The following is a 19,000-nucleotide window of genomic DNA, read 5'->3' as shown; positions in this document are numbered from 1 at the left end:
TATCGCTATGTTTTAATAATAGAATATAATGATTATGCAAAAGACAATATGGATTGCAATGCTGGCTACTTTGTTTGGCATGAATTTTTTAAATGCTGGTGAAACCGCAAGATGGACTATTGTTTCACCCGATAGTATTTGTTGGAGAGTGAACGGCGCTCACCATGATCATATTGAAATGAGCGGACTGAAGGTATCAACAGTGTTGCGTTATGGTGTGAATGAAACAGGCGAATGGGTGATTGACAGAAATATGGTCTTGCCGACTTTTCGCACTATCCCTAATGATACCCACGGTAGTTTGCAGCATCGTTTCACCGGAGACTGGGCATATCTGTGTCTTGTAAATGGACAGCCATTGCTGGGAGAGAAGGTAGAAACTGTATCTTTGAGTGGGGTGATGACTGTAAAGAGTATATATGCCAATAAAGGTATTGCACTGACACGTACGCTTTTTCCTTCTACCTCGTATCCGGTTTTCTGTGAAAAGTACGAACTGGAGAATATAACCGATCGTTCCTTGACAGTAGAATTTCCTTCGAATACCCTTTCTTATCGTACTGATGAAGCAAGAGGAGTAGAAGGTAGCTATACATTAACAGCCACTCTTTCGTCGCCGGTAAAAGAAGGCACTTTCCAATTGAAAGTAGGTGAGAAGGCTTGTTTTCAGGTTATTTATGCAGGATACAAAAAGCATGACCGGGAGTTGACACTGGATGTTGGCAAAGAACTTATGGCACGCCGGGAATTCTTGCGACAAGTACAGAGTAACTTGGTGCTCGAGACTCCGAGTGATGTAATCAATACCATGTTTTCATTTGCCAAGATTCGTGGTTCGGAAAGTATTTTTGATACAAAGGGCGGATATATGCAAAGTCCTGGTGGGGAAGCTTATTATGCGGCTGTTTGGGCCAATGATCAGGCTGAGTATATCAATCCTTTTTTCCCTTATTTAGGTTATCAGGCTGGAAATCGTTCGGCAATGGATTCATTCAGTTTGTTTATGCGTTACATGAATGATGAGTATAAACCTTTGCCCTCATCTATAATTGCAGAAGGGATAGATTGTTTTGGTGTGGCAGGTGACCGTGGAGATGTGGCAATGGTTGGTTATGGTGCGGCGCGTTATGCTTTGGCATCCGGTAACCGCCACGAGGCGGAAAAGTTGTGGCCGCTGATTGAATGGTGCCTGGAATACTGCAACCGGAAGCTGAACTCTGAAGGAGTAGTGGAATCGGATTCTGATGAATTAGAGAATCGTTTTCCTGCCGGGAAAGCCAACCTGTGTACTTCTTCGCTGTATTATGACGCTTTGATTTCGGCTGCTTATTTGGGAAAAGCACTGAAAAAAGATCGTGAACAGATAAAATCCTGCCAGGATAAAGCTGCTGAACTTTATAAGAATATGGATGCATATTTTGCCCGGAACGTGGAAGGATATGAAACGTATCGTTACTATGATGGTAATGATGTGCTTCGTTCCTGGATTTGCATTCCATTGACTCTGGGGATTTATGACCATGCTGAAGGTACTGTTTCAGCATTGTTTTCAGATAAATTGTGGATGGAGAATGGCCTGCTCACACAGTCGGGCACTTCTACTTATTGGGATCGTTCTACCCTCTATGCTTTTCGGGGAGCTTACGCTTGTGGCGCCCGGGAGATAGCTACTGAATATCTGGAGAAATATTCTGCCATTCGTTTGTTGGGCGACCATGTACCTTATGCTGTAGAGGCATGGCCGGAAGGAAATCAACGGCATTTATCGACAGAAAGTGCTCTATACTGCCGCATTATGACGGAAGGTTTGTTCGGCATACGCCCTATTGCGCTGAATGCCTTTAAGTTGGCACCACAGTTGCCGGAGAAATGGAACGAAATGTCTTTGAAACGTATTCGTGCATTTGGTGCGACATTTGATATTGAAGTGAAGCGCAATAAAGGTAACAGGTTGTTAGTTCTGATAAAAAAGGATGATAAAATTGTAGAAAGATATAAGGTTGAGAACGGGAAATCAATCGAAGTACGCATTAGATGAGGTAAAACAATCAAGCATGAACGACTTTGTAAGAAATGTCGTCCACTAATTAAACATAGTAACATATGAGGAATCTATTTATTGTATTTTTTTGTCTGGTATCGGTTCTAACCATTAAGGCGAACGGGCAGGAAAGTTTATGGAAAATACAGGCTACTGATTATCAAGGAACTTATTACGGGGCGGCAGTTGCCAACGGTGGAATTGGTATCCTGCCGTGGAAAGAGCCTTTTTCTATTCATCATGTCATGTTGAATCATGTATTTGATGCTGCTGGACCACAGGATGTGAGCCGTGTGTTGCGGGGTATAAACCCATTTAATCTGCAAATGCAAATTAATGGGCAGATGGTGAATGGTGACAATGTCTCTGAATGGAAACAGTGCATAGATATGAGGGAAGCCACGCATAATACCAGTTTCACTTATGGTGGAAAAGCGAACATTGCTTATAGTATTTGTGCTTTGAGAAATTTACCCTATGCGGGGTTAATCCGTGTAGAAGTTAAAGCGTTGGAAGATATGTATCTGTCAGTAGCAAATGCTGTTGATGTGCCGGATGAATATAAGAACCCCGAATCGAAACAGATAAGTGTGAATGTGGATGGAAACGAACTGAAAATAGTGCGTACTTGGGCTTTATCTAAATATCGCGAACAGGAAGTGTCGGCTTCTTCTGCTTTTATTTATGATAAAAATCCGAATGTACAGCAACAATATAATGGAGCAAACCGGATTTCTGTTTCAATAAAGAAAGGAGAGAAGTTTGCCTTTTCATTATTAGGCGCAGTGTGTACAGGACGTGATTTTATAGATCCATACAATGAGTCAGACCGTGAAGTGATTTATGGCGCAAAAGAAGGTCTGAACCGTTTGATGAATGGACACCGGAAACTTTGGAATGAGCTGTGGGAAGGGGATATTATGATTGAAGGAGATGACGAGGCACAGCGTGCCGTACGCTTTGCTTTTTACAATCTTTATTCTAATGCCCGTAAGGGAAGCCGGTTGAGTATCTCTCCTTTCGGGCTTTCTGCCCAGGGATACAACGGGCATATTTTTTGGGATACTGAGTTTTGGATGTATCCGCCTATGCTTTTCATGAATCAGGGCATTGCAAGAACAATGATGGACTACCGTACTGACAGATTGGAAGCTGCTTGTCAGAGAGCGTTGAGTTATGGATATGACGGAGCCATGTTTCCTTGGGAAAGCGATGATGCGGGAGAAGAGTCATGTCCGACTTGGGCATTGACCGGAGCTTTTGAACATCATATCACTGCCGATATTGCTATCGCGGCCTGGAATTACTACTGTATGAATGGTGATAAACGTTGGTTGCGCGAAGAAGGTTTTCCTCTGATGGAGAAGGCGGCAGAATTTTGGGTAAGTCGGGTGGAGAAGAATAAGGATGGTTCTTATTCGATTCGTAATGTGGTGTGTGCCGATGAATATGCTGAAGGGGTGGATGATAATGCATTTACCAATGGTGCCGCTATGCGTACATTGCAAGATGCTGCCAAAGCTGCTGCAATATGTGGCGTCAAGGTTCCGGCAATCTGGAAGGAGATAGCATCAAAGTTACGAATCCCGAAATTTGAAGATGGGGTAACTATGGAATATGAAGGGTATAATGGACAAATTATCAAGCAGGCAGATGCTAACTTATTGGTGTATCCGCTGAATCTGATTACCCGTCCGGAAGAGATCCGTAAGGATTTGGAATATTATGAAGATAAAATAGATAAAACTGGACCGGCAATGTCTTTTTCTGTGTTGGCTTTGCAATATGCACGTCTGGGTGAGAGTGAAAAAGCTTATGAATTGTTTGTGCAAAGTTACCGTCCTAACCAGTTACCGCCGTTTGGTGTTATTTCCGAAGGTGCTGGAGGAACGAATCCTTATTTTGTAACTGGTGCAGGTGGACTTCTGCAAACTGTAATTAATGGTTTTTGTGGCCTGGAAATTACGGATAACGGCATCAAACAATTATCATCTAAACTTCCGAAACATTGGAAGAAGTTAACGATAACGGGAGTAGGAAAGGACAAAAAGACCTATAGCAGAATACAAAAATAACCTTATTGAGTTTTGAATGGTGTATATATACCTGCCGTGGTGGGTATGTATATGCATCACAGTAGCTATATATATCCATTACGCCGCATCTATATATCTACTAAAGAATATATTATCCACTGATATTTACCTGCTTTTTACTCCGATTGCGACTGAACTTTCATTTATTGGTCAATTTTTAATATCCGAAGTTTATGCAAATCCCTACTTTTGCTACAGTCATAATTAGTATTAACACAGAACCAGTATCTTTTACTACTGATTCATATAATTAGGTTTTTACATGAATTTAAAATGTTTGTTTTGCGGAGTGCTTATTGCATTGTATGTTGACGTTGCTGAAGCCGTCAATTATATTCCGGAGAATATTTCTGCATCTATTTCTTTAAAAGTTCCGGGGAATGAGGCGGAGAAATATTCATTGGAATTGCGGCAGTGGAAGAATGACCCTTCATCCTATTTATTGGAAGCTTCTGAAAGCATCCCGATGACTATAACTCAGAAAACAGAGGATATGGATGGTAAATTACGCATAAACGTCACTCTGACTGCCTTAGAGGATATTTACTTTAATTTTAGCCAGCAGATGTTGACAGGCTTTCGTCATGATGATTGCCAATTCTATATGCCGGGTTTTTGGTATCGTCGGAACCTTCGTTCTCCTAAGGAAGCACCTTCATTTCACACTTCGGACAGTTGGTTGGTACGCGAAGACAGGTTAAGTGCTCCTCTTACGGGTATTTATTCGGAAAAGGAAAAGAGTTTTGTAACAGTGAGCCGTATAGACCAATTTGTGGGTGAAGCTTTGTCTACTCACAGGGAAGGTGAAATTATTCTTTCCGGTAAGACTTCTATCGGATTTACAGGATTCGAAAACTTGAACGGAACGGCTGCGCTTTCATTTGGCTTTCCTTATCGTGAAGCTCCTAAAAGTTATATCCGCAAATTAACATTGGCTCCGGCTGTAGAAGCTTTTCAATCCCTGAAAAAAGGAGAAACGATTCTATTGACATGGGAAATCCAGGAAAATAAGGCGGATGATTATTCTGATTTTATTTGTCATGCATGGGAATATAGCTATGATACGTATGCTCCGGTACCGGTTGAAACCTCTTATTCTATTGCAGATATGAAAGAAGTACTGAGCCGTTTCTTTGTGAGCAGCTTGGTGACCGGTCATTCATTAACCTTTAATTCCGGCATTCACCTGCGTACAGCTGATTGTCAGAGTAACGGTCAAGCAGAAATCGGCTTTATCGGACGTGTACTTCTTAACGCATTCAATGCCTGGGAGTATGGCTGCCAATGCGGCAGGGAAGAACTGAAGGAGAATAGTATGAAAGTATTCGATAGTTATCTCAAGAATGGTTTTACTCAGGCCGGCTTCTTTAAAGAATCAGTTGATTTTGATAAAGAATATGAAGATCCTGTTCATAGCATCCGCCGTCAGTCAGAAGGAATATATGCAATGTTGCATTTCCTCGCTTATGAAAAAGAAAACGGACGCCGCCACCCTGAATGGGAACAAAAGATGAGAAATATGCTGGATATGCTTTTGCAGTTGCAACACCCTGACGGTAGCTTTCCTCGTAAATTTTACGATGATTTTAAAGTCGTTGATAATAGTGGGGGGAGTACACCTTCGGCTACATTGCCTTTAGTGATGGGATATAAGTATTTTAAAGATAAACGTTATTTAGCCAGTGCTAAACAAACGGCGGATTATTTGGAGAAAGTATTGATTTCTAAAGCTGATTATTTTTCATCTACTCTCGATGCTAATTGTGAAGATAAAGAGGCTTCTCTTTATGCAGCTACGGCTACTTACTATCTTTCGTTAATAACAAAGGGGGATGAACACCGTCATTACGCTGACTTGACAAAAAAAGCTGCTTATTTTGCATTGTCATGGTACTACGTATGGGATGTTCCTTTCGCTCAAGGACAAATGCTGGGTGATATAGGTCTGAAAACCCGTGGGTGGGGTAATGTCTCCGTAGAAAATAATCATATTGATGTGTTCGTTTTTGAGTTTGCTTCCGTGTTGCAATGGTTGTCAGAAGAATATAAAGAACCGCGTTTTACCCGTTTTGCAGAAGTTATTTCTACTTCTATGCGCCAGTTGCTACCTCATGAGGGACATATGTGTGGAATAGCTAAAGCTGGTTACTATCCGGAAGTTGTTCAGCATACAGGTTGGGATTACGGCAAAAACGGGAAAGGGTATTATAACGATATCTTCGCACCGGGATGGACAGTCGCTTCTTTGTGGGAGTTATTGACTCCGGGACGTGCGGAACATTTCTTAAAATGACAGAAATAGGTCAGAAGATATTCCAATTATATTTTAATTTAATTTTGAACGATTTTTTTTAATTATTGGTCTATCTGTTTTATTACATTCTGTATTGGTTGCCTACTTTTGCTCTCACTCAATATGAGATAAAGTATTTATTATGAGATTTTTAAATTTAATATTATGGATTTAAAGAAAACATTGTTTGTTGGCTTGTTATTGTATTATGGAACAAGCGCTAGCTCCGCTTTACCTGTGCATTCTTCTATGTATGGTAAGACGAATATGTTGGAGCAAGCGAAAGGTATTCGTATCAGTGGTACGATAACCGATAAGGATAAGAATCCTCTTCCTGGCGTGAACGTACGTGTGCTGGAACAGACAGGAACTGGAGTGATTACGGATATGGACGGGCATTTTTATTTGGATGTACCCGGAAAGAATTCTGTAATAGAGATTTCGTATATTGGATTCAAGACTCAACAGTTAAAGGTTGGAAGCAAGATTAATTTTGATGTGATTCTTGAAGAAGATATTGAAGCACTGGATGAAGTAGTGATTACTGGCTACGGCAGTCAGAAAAAGATGTCGGTTATCGGATCTATCGAAACCTTGCAGCCTAAGAAATTACAAGTGGGTTCTACTCGTTCTGTTACTAATAATTTGGCAGGACAAATTGCCGGAGTGATAGCAGTACAGCGTTCAGGTGAACCCGGATACGATTCTTCTAATTTTTGGATTCGTGGTATTGCCTCTTTTTCAGGGGGACAGTCACCACTCGTATTGGTTGATGGGATCGAACGTGATTTGAATCATATCGACCCTGCGGAAATAGAATCGTTCTCTGTATTAAAAGATGCTTCGGCAAGTGCAATGTATGGTGTGCGTGGTGCGAATGGTGTCATCGTTATTAATACAAAACGTGGTAAGATAGGTGCTCCTTCGGTGAATCTCCGGGTAGAACATTCTATTGCAGAACCTACAAAACTTCCTGAATTTATTGGTGCGGCTGATCATATGGCTTTGATAAATGCAATAACAGAAGACAAGTCACGTATGCCTTTTAGCCAACAACAGATTGACAGGACGCGGTATGGTTATGATAGGGATTTGTATCCGGATGTGAACTGGCTGGATGAAATAACCAAAGATTATGCCTATTCTACTCGTGCAAACCTGACAGTATCGGGTGGTTCCGATTTCCTGCGTTATTCATTGGTTGGCTCTTACTTTGGTGAGAAAGGGATCATGGAAACAGATAAGTCCTTGCCTTACGATACGGGAACGAAGTTAACTCGTTACAATATGCGTGCAAACGTTGACTTGGATGTGACAAAGACAACAGTGCTGCGTTTGAATGTCGGAGGTTTCCTGCAAACACACCGTAAACAAGCTTTTAGTACGGATGATGCTTTTGATAGGGCGTTTATAACTTCTCCTTTTGTGCATCCCGCCCGTTATTCTGACGGAACAATTCCTATTATGGCTATTAACGGTGTGAATCCTTGGGCAGCAGTGACGCAACGTGGATATGATGTGGTTACAGCTTCACAGATTCAATCTTTGTTTGCTGTTGAGCAGAACCTGAAAATGATAACTCCGGGGCTGAAAGCAAAAGTGACATTCTCGTTCGACCGCTGGAACCAAAGTTCGATAACCAGGGGAAAAGACGCGACTTACCATACTATTGCTACTGGCCGTGATGTAGAAGGAAATCTGATTCATTCGGTATTGAAGTACGGAGACGAATCTTTGGGACATGGTAATAAAGGTGAATATGGAAACTCGAGAGTGTACTTTGAAGGAACACTCACCTATGCCCGTTCCTTCGGAAAAAGTGACATCGATGCATTGTTCTTATACAATCAGCAAAGTTTTGATAATGGTAGTGTGCAACCTTATAGGAAACAAGGTATTGCCGGTCGCCTTTCTTATACATTCGATAGCCGCTATGTGACGGAATTCAACTTTGGTTATAACGGTTCGGAGAATTTTGCCAAAGGAAAGCGTTTTGGATTTTTCCCCTCTTTTGCAGTCGGTTGGCTTATATCCGAAGAGCCTTTTATGGACAAGTTCAGAAACACTTTGAGTAAATTGAAGTTGAGGGGTTCTATAGGAAAAGTAGGAAATGATGACATTGGCGGACGTCGTTTTGCTTATATGACTACACTGAATACGGATACCGATAAATACAATTGGGGTGATACAGGACAGATTGAACGTAAGGGTATCTCTGAAGGGGAAGTAGGAGTGGAAAACCTTACTTGGGAAACAGCCCTGAAAATGAATCTCGGAGTGGAGTTGGGGTTATGGAATGAACTGGAGTTGCAGGTGGATGTGTTTAGGGAGAAACGTACAAACATTTTTATGCAACGTGCAATTATTCCGTCACAAACCGGGTTCCTGACAAATCCATGGGCGAATTTTGGTGAAGTAACTAACCGTGGTGTGGAATTCTCTTTAAATTATAATAAACAAATCAATAAGGACTGGTTTATAGGTTTCCGTTCCAACTTTACTTATGCTATCAACCGGGTGGACGAGTTTGACGAACCGGAATCTGTAAAAGGTACATATAAAGGATTGACGGGACGTTCGCTAAATACTTTGCAAGGATTGCAAGCAGAAAGACTGTTCACAGCAGACGACTTCGATGCGGATGGCAACTTGAAGTTCGGCATACCGACACAAGATGTGGGGGCTTCCAAAGTTCGTCCGGGTGATATTAAATATGTAGATATGAATGGTGATGGTTTCATTACCGATGAGGACGAAGGCTTTATTGGTGGGACGGTAGACCCACGTATCGTTTATGGCTTCGGAGGTAATGTGAACTATAAGAACTGGGATTTGAATTTCTTCTTTCAGGGAACCGGTGATACGTATCGTGTAATCGGTAACACTACTTACTTTATTCCGGGTAGCGGACAAACATTGCAAGGAAATGTTTATTCCAACTATAATGACCGGTGGACAGAAGAAGATCCTTCTCAGGATGTATTTTGGCCTAGATTGTCGGAACAACCTAACCGCCAGAACTACCGTAGTTCTACATGGTGGAAAAAGAACATGCGCTTCTTACGCCTGAAAACGTTGGAGTTGGGATATACTTTGCCGAAATCAGTTACTGAAAAGATACATTCCAAATCAATTCGTTTTTATGTGAGCGGCAATAACCTGTTCTGTTTCTCCCCGTTCAAACTTTGGGATCCGGAATTGAACACGGATACCGGCTTGCGTTATCCGGCTATGCGTTCCGTTATGTTTGGAGTTGACCTGAATTTCTAATATTAAATAATGACGATCATGAATTTAAGAAAATATATAATTGCCGGTTTGATAGGCATCGTATCGTTGGGTTCCTGTACGTATCTTGACAAAGAACCGGATACGGAGATTGATATTGATATGGTCTTTGAAAACAAGACAAAGGTAGAATCCTGGTTGGCGAATGTATACAGCCGTATCCCCAATCCGGGAAATGACTGGCTGAACACGTATGGATGGGAAGTCTTTGCAGATGACTTGACCGCTTCTGCACGCTGGCAACAGTGGGACTGGCCTAATATAACTAAAATCCTCGGGGGATGGACTCCCAATACACAATGGGCGGGAAATTTTTGGGATGGCCTTCCACGTAAAATACGTCAGGCTTACATCTTCATTGAGCGCGTACATGCATTGCCCGATGCAGACCTGCCTCAGAGAGAAGTGGATTATATGAAGGCGGAAGCACGTTTTCTCGCCGCATACTATTGGTGGCAATTACTGGAGACTTATGGGCCGATACCTTTCAGACCGAATTACATTGCCCCCACAGACTTTACACTTTCTGAATTGATGGTGGGACAAAGACCATTCGATGAGATTGTCAGCCATTTGGATAATGAAATGCTGGAAGCATCCAAACAATTGCCTGCTGTATGGCAAAGCGTAGAGAAATATGGTCGTATTACTTCTGTAATGTGTCTCACCATTCGTGCAAAAATGCTGTTGTTTGCTGCCAGCCCATTGGTAAATGGTAACGAGTGGTACATCGGACATAAAAATAGGGAAGGAGAAGAATTATTCAATTCTACTTACAGCCAAATGAAATGGGTAAAAGCTGCTGAAGCATGCAAATTACTGCTTGATGAAGCAGAACAGGCTGGCTACCGTTTGTATGTAGAATATAATGCCGAAGGAGAAATCGACCCTTTCACTTCACTTGAGAATGTTTGGTTTACCAAGTTTCAGGACGGAAATAAAGAGATCTTGTTCCCTTATACGAAGCAAGACGCTTATCAAAGCTACCAGTTCTATACTAATAAAGCTGTGACTAAAGAATATGGTGGCGGAAATGGTCTGGGTGTATATCAGGGACTAGTGGATGCTTTCTTTATGAAGAACGGACTTCCGATAAAAGATAGCAATGCGAAATATGTAGAAGAAGGATTTTCTACAGAAAAAGAGACTAGGGTTACTGAATGGGCTGGTGGAACAGGACAGAAAGGAGATGTGACTGATGCGGGAACTTATAATATGTATTGTAATCGTGAGCCGCGCTTCTATACAACAGTAAGTTATAATGGTTCCTGGTATGCTTTGGCTAATCGTAAGTTTGAGTTCTTTAAGAACCAGAAAGATAATGACTATACGCATGACGCACCTCAGAATGGTTATTTGGTTCGTAAAAAAGTGTATCCTCAGGATAACCCGAAGAATGGCAGTTACAAATGGCGCCAGATGTTCCTGTATCGTTTGTCGGCTTCCTATCTGGATTATGCAGAAGCAATCAATGAGGCTTATGACGATAAGGCATCCCGTGAGGAGGCGTTGAAATATGTGAATAAAGTACGTGAACGTGCAGGCGTCCGACAATATACATTGAATGTCGTGTCGGCGGATGATGCTAAGTACATCCATGTAGATGATAATCAGTTGGCAGTGCGTGATATAGTCCGCATGGAACGTCGTGTTGAACTTTGCTGTGAAGGATCACGCTGGTCGGATATTCGTCGGTGGAGAATCGTAGAGAGCCTTCCTGAAATGTGTGGAGATGACTTTGGTATGAATTATGGTGGGACGAACAGTAATGAGTTTTATAAGAGAACTGTATTTCAGACACGTGTATGGAAAAGAGCGATGTATTGGATGCCGGTATATTTCCAAGAGATAAATAAGAATCCTAACCTTGTTCAGGCACCTTTCTGGAATTAATTAAATGAAAAAGCATGATTATGAATAAGATAATGAAACTAATATGCTTGCTCTTTCTTATGTCGATAGTAGCGAGTTGTAACAAAGAGCCGGAATTCTATACACTGGAAACTCCTGTGGATCAGATGTTGTTGAAAGCTTCTTCTACAGAAATTACTTTAGAGAAAGAGAGCGAGAACGAAACGGCTGTTACATTTACATGGGATGCCGCAGCTCAGCGTGGCGGTGCAAATGCCAGTATCACTTATTTCTTTAGGATGTATATGGCAGATTTGCATTCTAATGTAACTAATTTATATGAAAATATATCGGGGGAACGTTCCATAAGTTTCACACATAGTGAGTTGAATGATATTTTGGCTTCCTGGAGCATACTTCCCGGGGATAAGGTGACCATTGAAGCTGAGGTGATTGCGCAAGTGAATTCATCAGTTCAATATTTGAAACCGGAATTGTCGAAAATACAACTGGACGTGGCCGGATATGATAAGAATGCTACTGCAATTTATATGGTAATGCTGGACGGTGATGGAGAAAGAACTGTCCGGAGAATGACAGAAAAGGTAGTTGGTTCGGGTATATATCAGTCAACGGCAGAGTTGAAGCCATGTAAATACTTCTTTGCCCTTAGTGCAGATTCGGACTATCCATGTTATATGAAAGGTGAGAATGGAGATAATTCTTTGCAGTATGTAACGGAAGAAGGTGATTATGAGATGTTGGAAAATACGAAGAGAGGCACATATACAATGGTAGTCGATTTGAATGTATTTGATGTGAATATAGTCAGTTTGTATCCTCTACCCAAGGATGGCATTTGGATTGTCGGTAATTCTTGCGATGTTGGCTGGGACTTGGGGGTTGCTAAAGATAAGGGAGGCTTGACAAGCAAAGATCCGCGTCATCCGGAACTTTGGACATATACAGGCAATTTCCATTTCAATGGTGGTGACAATGAATTTAAACTTTCAGTGGATCTTGACTGGGGCGGCAAATTCTTCTTTGCTCCTACTGCGGGTGCCAATCCGGCTGCAGAACATGAACTTGGAGAAGCAAGGTATCAAGATGCAGGTGGTGACCTGAAATGGAGTGTTGCTTCTGACGGTAAATACACTTTGACAGTAGACCTTAATGAAATGAAGATATATTTGAACCCTGCAGAGTAATCTTCATAGTGAGTTAATTAAAATATGGAAATCATGAAAAAACTGTTTATTATAATCTATTTGCTTGCTAATATATTTGTGTTGGGAGCATGCAGTGATGTAGAAAGTGCGGGTGAGCCGCAACCACGCGTACCGCGGGTAGAAGTAGAATCTGGAACCTATTATGTACAGATTGTGCAGGAAAATATAGATGGAGTGGCTTTCGTTTACCGCTGGCTGGATATGGAAACGGCATCAAAGTATGTTATAACCTTGGGGCTGCAAGTGGACGATGAAACGTTTGAAACTATAAAAGTAGAAGACCAAAGCATACTGACCTACGATGGAGTGCGCGAACTACTTTTTACCAACCGACAGATAATGGAATACATGAAGGCTTTTGGACTGGATGGAAACGAAGCTCAGTTGAGCATTACGCTGGAAGCGTTTCAAGCGGATGGCATGCCAATAACCTCGGATGTATCCAAAGCTTCGAAGACCTCTGAGATTAATATTATACTAGGCCCTGGCATAGAAGTGAATCCGGAGCAGATTAGTAACAATTAACAAGAAAAACTTAAACTTATGTTATACATACAACATACAATTGCGCTTGGAATAATTTCCCTGTTCACATGGGGATGCGGTAATAGCGATAAGCAGAAAGGTGAAGCAGAACAAGCTCCATTAGCAGACAAAGTGTGGTATTCAAATCCGGTTATCGACTCCGATAATCCGGATCCGACAGTGATAAAGGCGGAGGATGGATATTTCTATCTGTATGCTACCGGAGGGAATACATGGATACACAAATCCAAAGACCTAGTACATTGGACTTTTGTGAGTGGTGCTTACGAAGAGGATAAGAAGCCGTCTTGGGAAACCGGAGAAGGTGTTGGCATATGGGCACCGGATATTAATTATATTAACGGTAAATATGTGATGTATTATTCGATGTCTACATGGGGTGGAGGAGCGACTTGTGGCATAGGTGTTTCCGTTTCGGATACTCCTGTAGGGCCGTTTACGGATTTAGGTAAGATGTTCCGTAGTAATGAAATAGGTGTACACAACAGTATTGACCCTTTCTATATTGAAGATAATGGCAAAAAATATCTTTTCTGGGGAAGTTGGTTTGGCATTTGGGGTGTTGAACTGAGTGAGGACGGACTATCTCTGAAGGGTGGAATCGAGAATGCGAAAGCGACAAAAATACAGGTTGCTGCCAATACAGGAAATACCAATGCCTATGAAGGGTCATATATATTGAAAAGAGGTGATTATTATTATTTGTTCTGCTCTACAGGTACTTGTTGTGAAGGCGCGAATAGTACATATCAGACGGTTGTATGTCGTTCCACTAATCTTTTTGGTCCTTATTTGAATAAAGCCGGTGAAGACATGAATGATAACAAACATGAGGTACTGATACACAGAAATGATGCATTCTTGGGTACGGGACACAATGCTGAAATAGTACAGGATGATGAAGGTAAAGATTGGATAATCTATCATGCTTATCGGACTGCCGATCCATCTTTAGGTCGTGTGGTATTACTTGATAGAGTTTATTGGGATGACAATGACTGGCCTTATCTCGTAGGGGACGGACCGGTTGTAAAGGCGGAAGCTCCGACTTTCAAGCAGAGTAAGTAGTTGGTATAGGGTAGTTGTAGCTATGATAACTACAACTACCCTATTTAATTCTCGAATTATAAATTTATTGCTTTTAAATGTTATCATGAAAAAAGGATTATTGCTTTTACTCTGTGTTATGCAGAGTTTTCTATTTGTATTGCAAGCGCAAAACACACAGCGAAATATTGCTTATACAGATGATAATGTAAGATTTACAGTCATTTCTGATGGAGCGCTCCGCATGGAGTATGCTCCGGATGGGAAATTCGTAGACGATAGATCTCACATCGTTGTGAATCGTAACTATCCCCAGGTAGATTACAAACTAAAAACAAGAGGGGGATGGATTGAAATAACGACTTCTAAAATGAAGATGCGTTATAAGAAAAACAGTGGACAGTTTACAGATAAGAACTTGGTTATCACCGCTGCTAAAGAAATATTGCCTTTTACCTGGAAACCCGGTATGCAACAGAAGGGTAACTTGAAAGGAACCTATCGTACATTGGATGGTATGGATGGTGATACACAGACACAAACATGGGTGGCTGATACAAAGAAAGGTGATAAGCTGAAATTGGAAGATGGCCTGCTGGCTACGGACGGTTGGACTTTTATTGATGATTCTCAGGGACTTTTGTTTGATGATAATAAAGATTGGGATTGGGTGAAAGAGCGTCCGGCCAACGGCGGACAGGATTGGTATTTCATGGCATATGGTCATGACTATAAAGCTGCCTTGAAAGATTATACACTCTTTGCGGGAAAGGTGCCATTACCTCCCCGGTATGCATTTGGTTATTGGTGGTCACGCTATTGGTTGTATTCTGACAGGGAGTTCCGTAATCTGATTGACAATTTCCATACTTATCAGGTTCCTTTGGATGTATTGGTGGTAGATATGGACTGGCACTATACAGAACAAGGAAAAGGTGGTTGGACTGGTTGGACATGGAACCGTGATTTATTCCCGAATCCAAAGGACTTTTTGGGATATCTGAAACAGAATGATGTGAAAATCACCCTTAACTTACATCCGGCGGATGGAGTGGCTTCTTATGAAGAAAAATATCCTGGATTAGCAAAAGATATGGGAGTCGATCCTCAGTCCAAACAGACAATTCCATGGATAAATTCAGATAAGAAGTTTATCAAGAATATGTTCAAGAATGTATTGACGCCAATGGAGAAAGATGGTGTTGATTTTTGGTGGTTGGACTGGCAGCAAGGGATATATGATCCGAAGGTGAAGAATTTGAGCAACACTTGGTGGATCAACTATGCGTTCTTTAGCAATATGGAAAAGAACAGGGACACACGTCCGATGTTATATCACCGTTGGGGCGGTTTGGGTAATCATCGCTATCAGGTAGGTTTCTCCGGTGATGCTGTTGTTTCATGGAAATCATTAGATTTTCAGCCTTACTTTAACTCGACAGCTTCCAATGTATTATATGGTTATTGGAGTCATGACTTGGGAGGACATATCGGTGAAAGTATAGATCCGGAAATGTACACTCGTTGGTTGCAATTTGGAGCATTAAGCCCGATTATGCGTACACATTCCCAAAAAAGTGCCGGTTTGAATAAGGAACCATGGGTATTCAACAAAGAATATTGTGATGTTCTTCGTAAGACAATCCAGCAACGCTATGAGATGGCTCCTTATATTTATACAATGGCTCGTAAAGGTTATGATGAAGGATTATCACTTTGCCGTCCGATGTATTATGATTATCCAGATAGTAAGGAAGCCTATGAGTTCCGTAATGAATATATGTTTGGAGATGATATTCTGGTTGCTCCTGCCACAGCTCCTGCTAAAGATGGCTATGTACAGGTACGTGTTTGGTTGCCCGAAGGCGAATGGTATGAGTTGCATACGGGTACTTTGCTGAAAGGTGGGCAGATTATAGAGCGTCCTTTTGCTATTGATGAATATCCGATTTATGTAAAAGCAGGTGCTGTATTACCGATGTACACAAGAAAAGTAATGAATCTGAATGGCAATGATGAAGAGGTCGTGATTACCATATTCCCAGGTGGGGTTGGAGCGTCTTCCTTTAATTTCTACGAAGATAATGGAAACGACAAGAATTATGCATCAGAATATGCTGTGACTAAATTGGCATCTTCTCGCCAGGGACAAGAACAAACAGTTGTTATTGGTAAACGCGAGGGACAGTATAAAGATATGCCTGCTTCCCGTTCCTTTAAAGTGAAAGTGCTTTCATCGCTTGTTCCACAGTCAGTCACTGTCAACGGTCAACCTGTCAAATTTGAATATTTAGGCGAAGAGTTTGCGCTTTCAGTTGACCTGCCGGTTTTGTCTTGTGACCAGGAAAAGATAATCAAAATAGTTTATCCTACAGAAACGGCTGATATGAACGGTTTGCTGGGAGCATCCAAGCGAATCGCCAAATCTATGGAACAGTTGAAATATCGTGATTCGTATATTTGCTTTAAAGAAGAATTTGGTAAAATGGGAAGTTTAAGCGAAGCGGTAACTTATGATCCGGACAAGATTTCTTCTTTAGTATCCGAATTCTGGAAATGTTATGGTGAGCTTCCTGAAGTTTTGAAGCGTCAGGGTTTGAACGATGATAATAAGGTATGGTTCTTACAGTCTATCTGTTGGAGCAAATAGTTTTAATAGCACAAACAAATATACTAGTGGGGTGATTAAAAACGTCCTGTTTTTTTTATTAGTACTAAAAAAAACAGGACGTTTTAAATTCAAAAGAATCTGGCGATTGACTACTTACACAGCCCGCCATATTTGGGCAACGTTGACACGAGAAAGTGGAGCTCCTATATCTATCATTAGTGCAGGGTTAGGACATACTTCAGAAGAGATGACGCGGGTGTATCTGAAAGACTTCGACCAGGAAACGTTAGCGCAGGTAAATCCTGTTGTTACAAATTTGTTGTAATATAGAATGAAGATCAATTCTTAAAGGCACTGTCTTCTTCTTTTTATTTTTTAAGATCACTAGTGTCCCATTAAAACTGGGACAAATTAAAAATTAAAAAAACTTGGCCCATTTGGTCCGAATCGTTCTTTGTCATTTTGAAATTTAGTTTTATCAAAGAGGTCTCTCAGATGAGTTTTATCAGTCAATGAGATACTCAATATTTGTAGCACTTCGTATGTACTTCTATCCAGTTTCATATCGTGTTGAATGATTGCCACCAAACAGTAAGTACATATTGCAGCATATATCTGTATTCGAACAGCGTTCTCTGTAGTACCCCAAAATCTTTTGATTTTAAGATGCTGCTTGAGCCATTTGAAAAACAGCTCTACCTGCCAGCGATTTTTATAAAGTTCGGCAACTTGAAGTGCAGATATATGCATCGCATTGGTTATGAATATGAACTCCCTTTTTTGTTCTTCATCCCAATATTTAACCAGTCTAATTGGCTCTGGATAATATTGTTTAGGATAAAATCCAGTCGGAAGTACACTTGCGTCTGAAAACACATTCTTAGGCAGCCTACGTTTCCATTTGATGGATTTGTACTGGAGATTCTTTTTTGCTCTGACAACGAAGTAGGCTTCAATCTGCTGAATCTTATACAGCATCTTGAAGTTGTTATAACCGCGGTCAAAGATGTAATAAGAGCCTGGTTCATAAGGAACTTCAATCATCGCTTTAGAATCGTGTATGGATGCTTCCGTGATATGAAAGAATGCAGGGATCTGCGTTTCTACATCATATAATGTATGCACTTTGATACCACCTTTCTTCTTGCGGAATTTAGCCCACCAAAAGACTGAAAGACACAAGTCAACAGTTGTCGAATCGAAGGCATAAACGTTACCGCCAAGTTTGAAAATATGATTAACACGCTTTTGTCGTGCTTCACCAACCAGGTAGTAAGCGTATTCTTCAAAGATATGATAGTCTCTATCTTGATTTGCTCGTGCCAGCGATGACTTTGATACGTTTTTGCCCATTCCTAAATGATAACATTTGGAATGATGGGCTTCAAGCGCAACTATTAAATCTCGCAGACTTTCACGATTAGAAAGTTGACCAAACATCAAAGCAAGTAGTTGATTCCAGCAAGTGAAGTGCTTCACATATTTGTCGCCATCATACTTGCGTACAATGTAATTGAACTTATTCCTATCCAAGAATGACACTAGTTGGGCGAAAACGTATTTATCTTTATGCATTTGCAAATCTCCTTTTAGAGAGTCAAAGGTGCAAATCGAAATCCGTTTAATCGAAAAAACTCTGTAACTAACTAAATTTCAAATATTTCAAAGAACTATTTTAGATTTTAATGGGACAGCAATGTTTTAAGATTGAAGTTCACTAATCACTTGACAAATGCTTTAAAATATTGTATCTTTGTTGGTGTTGGTAGAGAAAGAACATCGTTTTTATGGAACGATAAACGAAAAAATGGATAAAAATGAATTTGAAAACAGTGCAATATAGTGACAAATATACTTTGTCTTCCAGCGTCAGCTAGGAAGACAGAGTCTCTGATATAGGCCAAGGGCTGCAAACTTTATGGAGTTTGCAGCCCTTTTTGTGTATGCTCGGCATGAGTATTATCTAACGGGTGCAAGTCCCTCGTGAGCCCTAATAGC

At 41.0% G+C, this 19,000-nt stretch carries 10 protein-coding genes and 1 pseudogene; 10 read left to right on the top strand and 1 reads right to left on the bottom strand.

The window, feature by feature from the left end:
* Nucleotides 1-34: 34 nt before the first annotated feature.
* From HC965_RS03025 to HC965_RS02980, 10 genes and pseudogenes are all read left to right on the top strand, one after another.
* A complete protein-coding gene (locus tag HC965_RS03025; protein WP_191030061.1) occupies nt 35-2,038 on the top strand; it encodes a hypothetical protein in 2,004 nt (667 codons plus the stop codon).
* Between the two features lie 65 nt (nt 2,039-2,103).
* Entirely contained in the window at nt 2,104-4,116 is a 2,013-nt protein-coding gene (locus HC965_RS03020; protein ID WP_191030060.1) for a glycoside hydrolase family 65 protein, read from the top strand.
* Nucleotides 4,117-4,399: 283 nt separating this feature from the next.
* On the top strand, nt 4,400-6,430 hold the full coding sequence (locus tag HC965_RS03015; RefSeq protein WP_191030059.1) for a hypothetical protein: 2,031 nt from the start codon (nt 4,400-4,402) through the stop codon (nt 6,428-6,430).
* 165 nt (nt 6,431-6,595) lie between these two features.
* Entirely contained in the window at nt 6,596-9,700 is a 3,105-nt protein-coding gene (locus HC965_RS03010; protein WP_191030058.1) for a TonB-dependent receptor, read from the top strand.
* An 18-nt stretch (nt 9,701-9,718) separates the two neighbouring features.
* A complete protein-coding gene (locus tag HC965_RS03005) occupies nt 9,719-11,611 on the top strand; it encodes a RagB/SusD family nutrient uptake outer membrane protein (protein ID WP_191030057.1) in 1,893 nt (630 codons plus the stop codon).
* A 20-nt stretch (nt 11,612-11,631) separates the two neighbouring features.
* Complete coding sequence (locus tag HC965_RS03000) at nt 11,632-12,777, top strand: SusE domain-containing protein (RefSeq protein ID WP_191030056.1); 1,146 nt, start codon at nt 11,632-11,634, stop codon at nt 12,775-12,777.
* 24 nt (nt 12,778-12,801) lie between these two features.
* Nucleotides 12,802-13,323, top strand: a complete 522-nt coding sequence (locus HC965_RS02995; protein WP_191030055.1) for a hypothetical protein — start codon at nt 12,802-12,804, stop codon at nt 13,321-13,323.
* Between the two features lie 18 nt (nt 13,324-13,341).
* Nucleotides 13,342-14,412 (top strand): family 43 glycosylhydrolase, encoded by a 1,071-nt coding sequence (locus HC965_RS02990; RefSeq protein ID WP_191030054.1) that lies wholly within the window; start codon nt 13,342-13,344, stop codon nt 14,410-14,412.
* A gap of 85 nt (nt 14,413-14,497) precedes the next feature.
* Nucleotides 14,498-17,041, top strand: coding sequence for a glycoside hydrolase family 31 protein (locus tag HC965_RS02985; RefSeq protein WP_191030053.1), 2,544 nt, complete (start codon nt 14,498-14,500; stop codon nt 17,039-17,041).
* A 106-nt stretch (nt 17,042-17,147) separates the two neighbouring features.
* Nucleotides 17,148-17,327, top strand: a pseudogene (locus HC965_RS02980) (tyrosine-type recombinase/integrase); the annotation flags it as partial.
* Between the two features lie 86 nt (nt 17,328-17,413).
* Here HC965_RS02980 and HC965_RS02975 read toward each other — a convergent pair.
* Nucleotides 17,414-18,577 (bottom strand): IS4 family transposase, encoded by a 1,164-nt coding sequence (locus HC965_RS02975; protein WP_191030052.1) that lies wholly within the window; start codon nt 18,575-18,577, stop codon nt 17,414-17,416.
* Nucleotides 18,578-19,000 lie beyond the last annotated feature (423 nt).

Source organism: Bacteroides sp. GM023 (genome assembly GCF_014750685.1).
Classification (GTDB): Bacteria; Bacteroidota; Bacteroidia; order Bacteroidales; family Bacteroidaceae; genus Bacteroides.
This window is presented reverse-complemented; position numbering and strand designations above follow the sequence as displayed.